The organism is Pseudomaricurvus sp., from assembly GCF_965662505.1.
In the GTDB taxonomy this organism is placed as follows: domain Bacteria; phylum Pseudomonadota; class Gammaproteobacteria; order Pseudomonadales; family Cellvibrionaceae; genus Pseudomaricurvus.
Genome location: NZ_CBFIHX010000128.1, coordinates 1 through 9,278 on the forward strand (window position 1 = coordinate 1; position 9,278 = coordinate 9,278).

At 47.4% G+C, this 9,278-nt stretch carries 6 protein-coding genes; 2 read left to right on the top strand and 4 right to left on the bottom strand.

The genetic code is table 11. The annotated features are described in order from the left end of the window. Nucleotides 1–94: 94 nt before the first annotated feature. Together ACTG33_RS14445 and ACTG33_RS14450 are read right to left on the bottom strand one after the other, a co-directional pair. Nucleotides 95–1,408 (bottom strand): nucleotide sugar dehydrogenase, encoded by a 1,314-nt coding sequence (locus ACTG33_RS14445; RefSeq protein ID WP_439135926.1) that lies wholly within the window; start codon nucleotides 1,406–1,408, stop codon nucleotides 95–97. 74 nt (nucleotides 1,409–1,482) lie between these two features. Next, nucleotides 1,483–2,547: an SDR family oxidoreductase gene (locus tag ACTG33_RS14450; protein ID WP_439135927.1), complete on the bottom strand. Its 1,065-nt coding sequence runs from the start codon at nucleotides 2,545–2,547 to the stop codon at nucleotides 1,483–1,485. 550 nt (nucleotides 2,548–3,097) lie between these two features. On the opposite strand from ACTG33_RS14450, the gene prsK reads away from it, so the two are divergent. Beyond that, entirely contained in the window at nucleotides 3,098–5,326 is a 2,229-nt protein-coding gene (gene prsK, locus ACTG33_RS14455) for an XrtA/PEP-CTERM system histidine kinase PrsK (protein ID WP_439135928.1), read from the top strand. Further along, nucleotides 5,323–6,678 carry a PEP-CTERM-box response regulator transcription factor gene (prsR, locus tag ACTG33_RS14460; protein ID WP_439135929.1) on the top strand — a complete coding sequence of 452 codons (1,356 nt, stop codon included), beginning with the start codon at nucleotides 5,323–5,325 and terminating at the stop codon, nucleotides 6,676–6,678. Before prsK ends, prsR begins: the two co-directional genes overlap by 4 nt. Nucleotides 6,679–6,806: 128 nt before the next feature. Here the strand turns inward: prsR and ACTG33_RS14465 are convergent, their stop codons facing one another. Further along, on the bottom strand, nucleotides 6,807–8,336 hold the full coding sequence (locus ACTG33_RS14465; protein WP_439135930.1) for a TIGR03013 family XrtA/PEP-CTERM system glycosyltransferase: 1,530 nt from the start codon (nucleotides 8,334–8,336) through the stop codon (nucleotides 6,807–6,809). 379 nt (nucleotides 8,337–8,715) lie between these two features. Then, the coding region (locus tag ACTG33_RS14470; protein ID WP_439135931.1) for a Crp/Fnr family transcriptional regulator at nucleotides 8,716–9,278 on the bottom strand (563 nt) is incomplete at its 5' end.

A 9,278-nucleotide genomic window follows, 5' to 3' on the forward strand; every position in this document is an offset into this window, starting at 1 on the left:
AAACAAGCTGACACTGGCACCTCAGAACACCCAGCACCCGCCGCTAAATCTGGCAATGCGATAAGCTCAGACCACGCATGGCTGGAAAGAGAATCTAGAGACGCCACACATCAATGCCGGCGGCCGACAACTCTGAACGATCGACACAAGATTTCACATCAACGAGTATAGCTTCTGGCGTCATAAATGCCTGAAAGTCTGTCGCCCGAAGCGTTCTGTACTTCTTATGTGGCACAGCCAGGATGACTGCATCCGCTTTCGGCAATGCGTCCCACGCCAACAGGTTTACACCGTACTCTTCCTGAGCTTCATCCGGACACGCAAGTGCGTCATGAATATGGACGTTACAACGATACTCCTGCAGCTCATGAATAATATCGATGACATGAGAGTTTCTAAGATCGGGACAGTCTTCCTTAAACGTCAAACCCAGAACAATAACATTCGCGCCATTCACCGGCTTGCTGTTGCGCACCAAACACTTGACGGTTTGCTCAGCAATAAACTTGCCCATGCTGTCGTTAATATGACGACCTGCCAGGATCACTTGAGGGTGATGCCCCTCAGCCTCTGCTTTATAAGTCAGATAATAAGGATCGACACCGATGCAGTGACCGCCCACCAGGCCTGGGCGAAACGGCAAAAAGTTCCACTTGGTTCCCGCGGCTTCGAGCACATCCAACGTATCAATACCCAGACGATGGAATATCAGCGACAATTCGTTCATCAAGGCAATATTCAAATCCCGCTGAGTGTTTTCAATCACTTTTGCCGCTTCGGCGACTTTCACACTGCTGGCGCGATAAGTTCCCGCATGAACCACCTTCTCATATAAAGTCGCCACTCTCTCCAAGGTTTCAGGTGTGTCACCGGAAACGACCTTGATGATGGTTTCCAAACGGTGCTCTTTATCACCCGGGTTAATTCGCTCAGGAGAATAACCGACATAAAAACCATCGGTGTCGGCTTGATCGGCAAGTTCAGGATGACCCAACCACTTAAAACCGGATTGCTGCTCCAAAATCGGCACACAAAATTCTTCAGTGCACCCCGGATAGACAGTGGACTCAAACACCACCGTTGTCCCGGCACGCATATATTGACCCACGGTCTTACACGCACCGCCCAATGGGCTCAAATCCGGCTTGCGGGCATCATCAATCGGGGTAGGAACCACCACAACAATGACGTCTGCCTCAGACAGCATCGCGGGATCGTTGGTATAGGTCAGTTGCGTAGCCTGTGCCAACCGCTCAGACTCAACTTCGCCACTGGGATCATGGCCCGCACGATACTGATCCAGCTTCGCCTGATTTAAATCAAACCCGATCGTCTTCATCACATGGCCGAAAGCCACCGCTAACGGCAACCCAACATACCCCAAACCAACAATTGCTACTGTTTCCATATTCTTTCAATCCTAATTAGAAATCGTCCCACATCCACTGCAGAGACGTTAAAACAACTGACTTTAACATTCACTCAAACCAAAGATTCCGGTGACCTGGACAAGACGTCCGTGCCATTTTTTTGCCGGACAAACCAGTCACAGGTCTCTTTCAAACCTTCAAGCGGACCATGTGTCGGCTGATATCCCAAAAGAGACTGCGCTTTGGCAATATCTGCCTGTGAGTGCATCACATCGCCCTGCCGGAAATCACGGCGGCTTACATCCAGCTCAAGAACCTCTGGATGCGTTTTACTCAGCAAGTCTTTTATATGTTCATAGAGCTCGTTCAGCGATGTCCGACCACCAAACGCAACATTATAGATCTGGTTGATTGCTTCAGGATTACAAGTGGTTGCCGCCAGGATATTGGCTTGCACCGTGTTCTGAATAAAGCAAAAGTCTCGCGAAGTCTCTCCAGTTCCGTTGATATAGCAAGGCTGGGAGTCCAGCAAGCGACCAATCCACAAAGGAATCACCGCTGCATACGCGCCCTTTGGATCTTGTCTCGGCCCGAATACGTTAAAGTAACGCAAGCCAATGCACTCGAGACCGTAGACTCGGGAAAAGACATCCGCATAGAGTTCATTCACGTATTTTGTTACCGCGTAAGGCGACAAGGGCTTGCCAATCGTATTTTCAATCTTTGGCAGCCCGGGGTGATCGCCGTAGGTCGACGAAGAAGCGGCATACACAAAACGCCTGACCCCCGCATCTTTAGCTGCGACCAGCATATTCAGAAAGCCGTCAATGTTCGCCGCATTTGTCCCGATGGGGTTATCGATAGAGCGAGGGACACTGCCCAATGCCGCCTGATGCAAAACGTAATCAATGCCATCGACAGCCTTTACGCAGGCATCAGCATCAAGAATATCAGCTTCTATCAAGCTAAAACGCTGCCACTGGGATTCAGTAACACTGCGCTGAACATCACCGAGATTCTCACGATGACCCGTTGAAAAGTTATCCAGGCCAACTACGGTTTGATCAAGCTTTAACAACGTCTCCAGCAAATTGGAGCCTATGAATCCGGCAACCCCCGTTATCAACCATTTCCCTGGTTCTGAACGTAAAGACTGGCTAACCTTTGAAAACGACATTGCACACTTTCCATTTGTGATCTTTGGCGGAATCGACTTGTGATGGGCACATCAGTTGGTGGCAGCTCCTGCCGCCTGAAGCGAATACATCAAAGAGAATATCTCTTGCACTTTGCCTGTACATACAGGATAGATGAAGCTCACTAACAATACTTCCCAATAGATGAAAATGGTATATAAATAACCAAAGAATCAAAAGGGAAATCTATACCTTGAAACGTACAGTCTCGAAGACTTATGCGACACTCGAAGACTTATGCGACAAAGGACGAGAGTATAATATACTGTTAGGATAAGCGGGCAAGCCCTGCTTCAATTTAACCGGGCACTCATAACTCGAAGAAATTAAAACTCAAAAACATTAGAACTAAACAATAATTTCAGATATTGCAGTGGCAACGGTAAACCGCTACGACACAAATAGATTGCTAAAATGAGCCCCCCTTGGGCGTCGCAATAAAAAGTACAGACTCTCCTCTGAACAGGCAACAGCACACGGATCTCATAAAGTGCATGACAAAAACAATGGAATTGACAACTCGGTAATCCAATGATCAGCAACCCCGGATTTTACAGCTACCTTCTGACGTTTCTGGCATTCTCGTTTTTGTCATTGCTCTTGATTGCTTCTTCGCGCAAGAAAGAACATGGTAAACGCCTGATACTGGCCTGCATCGCCAGCTCAGCATGGGCCCTACTGGCTGCACTACAGGAGGTGACTGGGCACATACCGCAACCCGTCTCCGATTCACTGGAGTGGCTTCGCTATGCGACCTGGGCGTATTTTCTTGCGGGACTTATCCTCAATGACACGTCCGAACATACCGCAACAGCAGATGACAAGATTCACGCTTCAGGACTCCTCCAATCTCGCACACTATTCTGGATGGGGACAGCTACCTACTTAGCTGTTATATCGCCCTACTTACTGCAGTTACTACCCCCTACCTTCACACCAGATCTCATTCTGACAGGGCAAGCCAAGACACTTCATACGTCGACATTGATTCTGTTAACTATTTTGGGGCTAGGTGTTATTGAACAGATTATACGCAGCAGCTCCCCTGAACAACGCTGGGTTATCAAGTTTCTGTGCCTGGGCATCGGAGCCATGTTTGCCTATGACTTTTACATGTACAGCGAGGCTCTTCTGTTCAAAGAGATAAATCCACAACTCTGGGCGGCCCGTGGAGTTATCAACGCACTAACGGTTCCTCTTATTGCTGTCTCTGCGGCTCGGCATACCAACCTAAACCTGGGCATCCATGTCTCTCGTCATGTAGTCTTCCAGTCAGCCACCGTCATGGGTGCAGGCATCTATCTCTTGGCCATGTCAGCCATGGGGTATTACGTCCGCTATATCGGCGGCACTTGGGGCAATTTACTCCAGATACTCTTTCTCTTTGGTTCTGGGCTCTTACTGGCTGTCATGCTGTTTTCCAACAAACTGCGCATGACCTTGAAAGTACTGCTGAACAAGCATTTCTACAGCTACAAATACGACTATCGACAACAATGGCTGGACTTTACACACCAGCTGGCCAACACCTCTGGAGAAGTCCCCGACCGCAGCTGTCAGGCCATAGGCGGGTTGCTGAATTGCTCCGGAGCCCTGCTCTGGAGTAAAAACCTCAATCAGAAATACCAACTGATGAGCCACTGGAATATGCCAGCGCCAGATATAGGCAGTGACCAATTGCAAACCGATTTAGATTCCATCAATCGGTTTCTGGAAAAAACCTTGTGGGTGATTGATTTTGACGAGTTCTTACGGGAGCCTGAACGCTACGAAAGCCTAAATATCCCTGAGTGGCTCATCGGAATCCCAAAAGTCTGGCTGATTGTTCCCCTTATCCTGCAGAATCAAGTTTTAGGCTTTGTGCTACTGAAAAAGTCTGACATTAGCACCCCTGTTAACTGGGAAGATCGCGACCTACTTAAAATGGCTGGTCAGCAAGCGGCTATCCACTTGGCTCAATACCGCTCAGAAATGGCACTGATTGAGGCTCGACAGTTCGAAGCCTACAACCGCCTTTCTACCTATGTAATGCACGATTTGAAAAATATTCTTGCCCAACAATCCCTGATCGTTTCAAACGCCGAAAAACACCGTCACAAACAGGCGTTTGTTGACGACGTACTTAGTACAGTCGCCAACTCCGTTGATCGCATGGAGCGCCTGTTAGGTCAAATGAAACGCGGCGAGAGGAACGATTCAAGCCGTCCAGTCGAACTTCGCTCACTTATGGAAGAGGTCTCGAAAGAACATGCGATTCGGAAACCTGTCCCACAACTTCAGGAAACATCAGAACCAGGAGTTGCCTTGGCAGACAGAGAACAACTGAAAAATGTACTGGGTCACCTTGTCCAAAACGCCCAGGAAGCAACGCCTGACGACGGCCAGATACACCTAACCTTGTCCACAACAGATCAATCCTTATTGATCACCGTATCCGATACCGGTCAGGGAATGGACCCTGACTTTATTAGAGATCGTCTTTTCAAGCCCTTTGACTCCACAAAAGGATTAATGGGCATGGGAATTGGCGCATACGAAAGCCGACAGTATATACTCTCCATTGGGGGCGACATTCGTGCCTACAGTGAAGTTGGCAAAGGCAGTGAATTCAAAATCACGCTTCCTGCCCTGCAGAACGAACATGGCGATTCTACGCCGAAGACACCCATGCAAATCGGCCAATCTCACACAGCCAGCCTCCCAGACATTTCGGAAGAAAGCGATGCAGAAGGATTTACTACGCAAAGGAGCAATTTGTGAACGGAAGTGAGCGACACCTACTGGTTGTTGAAGATGATCCTGGACTTCAAAGCCAGCTACGATGGTGCTTCGACGATTTCAATGTGGTCATCAGCAGCAACCGTGAAGAAGCTATTGCCATGGTTCGACGGCAGCCACCCGGTGTTGTTTTACTGGATCTCGGTTTACCGCCGGATCCCGGCGGTGTTACCGAAGGCATGAACACCTTAAGAGAAATTCAGGCACTCTCTCCAACGAGCCGGATTATTATTGTCACTGGAGATCACGACAGAGACCACGCCGTGAAAGCCATCGGACTGGGAGCCTATGACTTCTATCAAAAGCCTGTGGACCCCGAAATTCTTACGCTCATGGTTAATCGTGCTTACAGCGTCTACGAACTTGAACAGGAAAACCTGCGCCTCAACAGCCTCCAAAAAGAAGGTCCATTACAGGGAGTGATTGGCGCAAGCCCCCAGATACTGAAAGTATGCCGCACAATTGAAAAAGTTGCCCCCAGCGACATCACCACCCTACTACTGGGTGCCAGCGGTACCGGTAAAGAGATTTTTGCCAAGGCACTGCACAATCTCAGTTCGAGAAAAGATCAGAAACTGATTGCCATCAACTGTGCCGCAATCCCGGAGAACTTACTGGAAAGTGAACTATTCGGCTATGAAAAAGGGGCGTTTACCGGCGCGGCCAAGCAAACCCCCGGCAAAATTGAATATGCCGATGGAGGCACTTTATTTCTCGATGAGATCGGTGATTTACCTTTAGAGCTGCAATCCAAGCTGTTACGGTTTCTCCAGGAGCGTGTTATTGAACGAGTTGGCGGAAGAAAAGAGATCCCCGTGGATGTCCGCATTATTTGCGCAACCCACCAGGACCTATCCAGCCACATACAGGAAGGACGCTTTCGTGAGGACTTGTTTTATAGGGTCAGCGAAATCACCATCAACATTCCAAAACTCAAAGACAGAGAGGGTGACGCCCTGCTGCTTGCAAGGACATTTCTAGACCGTTTCAGCAGTGAACATGGAAAAAATCTGAGACGTTTCTCTGACGATGCCATTCAGGCCATTGAAGACTACCCTTGGCCCGGTAATGTAAGAGAGCTGGAAAGTCGTATCAAGCGCGCTGTTATCATGGCAGACAACAACCACATTACTGCTGAAGACCTTGAAATCGAGTTTGATCCAAAAGAAAAAACGCCACTTAATCTTAAGCAGATCCGCGATGAAGCAGAACGAAATGCTATTTTGAGGGCTCTAAACCATTCCAACGATAACATCTCAGAAACCGCAAAGAGCCTGGGAGTCACTCGTCCAACACTTTACAACATGTTGGAAAAGTACAACCTCAAAGCTTAATATACACAAGAGAAAGAGCCCTGAGATGTTCAGATAGATTCTAGAGATCGGGCGACACCTCAGGGCCTCAGTACCAATATTCCCTTCAACAATATTCCCTTCAACAAACCGATTAGATCACTCTACCCCTAGCGAGCGCCCTTCTTGAACAATACAATTTCTACGGTTTGAATCAAAATATAGAGATCCAGTAAAACTCCCTGATTTTTGATGTAATACAAATCATATTTCAACTTTTCGATAGCATCTTTTTCCGATGCCCCATAGGGATAGCAAAGCTGTGCCCACCCCGTGAGTCCCGGCGCCACCCTGTGACGATCTGCATAAAACTCATTGAGTTCTGAGAGCGAACCGACAAATTCTTTGCGCTCAGGTCGAGGGCCCACCAAGCTCATATCGCCTACTAATACATTCCAGATCTGCGGAATCTCATCAATTCGATACTTCCTGATAAATGCACCCACGCGGGTGATTCTTTGATCCCCACTGAGAGCCCACTTGGCAACCCCGTCCGCCTCAGCATCCTGGCACATACTTCTAAATTTGTAGATGGTAAACTCAGCTCCACCACGTCCGACTCGCTTTTGGGTATAGAGTACAGGCGCCTTTCTGCCGCATTCAAGCATGATGGCTAGAGCCGTAAGAAGCATAACGGGTAAAAAGATCACTCCGAGCACCACAGCGACCAGAATATCCACTGTGCGCTTAAGGAAGTGGGAAACTATATTATTGGTAAAGCCGGAAGAGCGAATGAGCCAACCACTCTGGATCAGGTCCAGCTGAATGACTGAGGCTTCTCGCTCAAAAAAGTCCAAGTCATCGGTCACATCAATACCAGACATCCGACAATCCAATAGATCACTGACAGGTAAACCCTGTCGCCGATCATCGAGAGCAATTACAATTTCATCAACCTGATGCGCTAACGCATACTCACAAATGCTGTTTAACTTAACAAGCTTATCTGGATTTACAAAACAATGCTGGCAGCTCTTTGTAGGCAAAAAGCCCATCAATTTAAAGCCCCTTTTATCGGCTTTTCTGCGTAGCTGCTCAATTCTTCTGGCGCGCTTCCCTGTACCTAGAACTAGTATATTGCGCTGTAGCATCTGCCCGTCGACATAACGCTCAAACAGAGCCCTGACGACCATGAGTGCTGAGGCAAGAGCCACAACGCCAAAAGCAATATCCGAATAACTCCAGGTAACCTCGGATAAAGCCATATTGAGCATTTTCATCGCAACGGCGCACAATATGACCGAAACAGCCACATGAATACACACATCCAGCAAGCGATTTCTCTGACGGGCATTATAGAGCCCCATGGCTGTCAGAGAGAGAACTATCATTGTAGAGAAAACAGCACCGTTCAATGACATAAAAGAAATAGGCTGAGACCCATGCAGAACTGAATCCATGCCCGAGTAGATCGCAACGGATAACAACCATTCTACGGCCGCTAAACACATATATTCGACATGAACAAAATGACCAGCAATACGAACCTTGCCTCTGAATGAGCGAGTTCGGGCAAACTTATTCTGTATCGTTCGAGAAGGAGGTGACTGGTTATCGGAAATTGAATCTGTTGGAAATACGCCATCCTGCTGGCGTATGTATGGCATCTTCTTCCTGATTTGCACCTTGGTTTGTGTCATTGTAAGCAGGCCCCAGACCTAGATAATCCATTATTCAGAATGCCATTCACTCCGCTAATACTTTTGCTCGGAGTAAATATTCCCTTTTGGTAGCGCCAGCATAAATAACACAAACTTCAAGTTAACTTAGGCGCGTTTTGTGACACAGTTAACTATAGTGAACTAAACTCAGTTTACAATACTCTTTTGCCTCTTATGAATTAATATTTTATAAATTGATAAAAGGTAAGAAAACTGTCCAAACAAAAAATAAAATCGATAATAAGAAGGCCGACTTTTAATTCCATCGGGAAATATCACAGTAACAACTTAGGAAATATACTTCTTCTTTATAAAAAGTTACCCCGCATTATAAAACCTATGATTTCTCCAAGAAACATCAAATCGGCGAATCTCCAACAGCCCGTACCGGAACCTCTCCATCAGGCCCTCGATAGAACTTAATGATACTTTCACCATAATCCAGAATGTTTTCAGATTTCTTAAGCTCCAAAACTTTCCTAACTTCATCTTCACGAACTCTTGCCGTCCTGGCAATCTGCTTTGGCCCAACTTTTATTGACCGATGATGAGGATTTCGACGATTGGGCAATGCCGACTTCCACAGTTCAGCCAAAGCAAACTCGACTCGACCGGTCTGAGGTGCGAAAGCCTGAATCATGGCCAGATTATCTGTATCTCTCACTCGCTTGGCAAAATGCTTAAGCAATTGCTCAAGGTGGTCAGGGTTTCGCCTTAAAGTATCGAACATATGTGTGCGTTCGATAGAAATAAGCTCTGTATTGACCAACGAGGAGGCCTTTGCAGATCGCCTCTCACCGTCGAATACCGCTAACTCTCCAAACAAAGCTCCCCTGGAAAGGTTCGCCAGAACCATTTCATTACCATTTGGATCTTCTCTTGAGATTGCAATCCACCCATTATCAATTGCATAAGTGTGAT

Bases quoted from the DNA above. Each gene is read 5' to 3' on its own strand.
- ACTG33_RS14465 (WP_439135930.1), bottom strand. From the start codon at position 8,336: ATGACACAAACCAAGGTGCAAATCAGGAAGAAGATGCCATACATACGC.
- prsK (WP_439135928.1), top strand. From the start codon at position 3,098: ATGATCAGCAACCCCGGATTTTACAGCTACCTTCTGACGTTTCTGGCA.
- ACTG33_RS14445 (WP_439135926.1), bottom strand. From the start codon at position 1,408: ATGGAAACAGTAGCAATTGTTGGTTTGGGGTATGTTGGGTTGCCGTTA.
- ACTG33_RS14450 (WP_439135927.1), bottom strand. From the start codon at position 2,547: ATGTCGTTTTCAAAGGTTAGCCAGTCTTTACGTTCAGAACCAGGGAAA.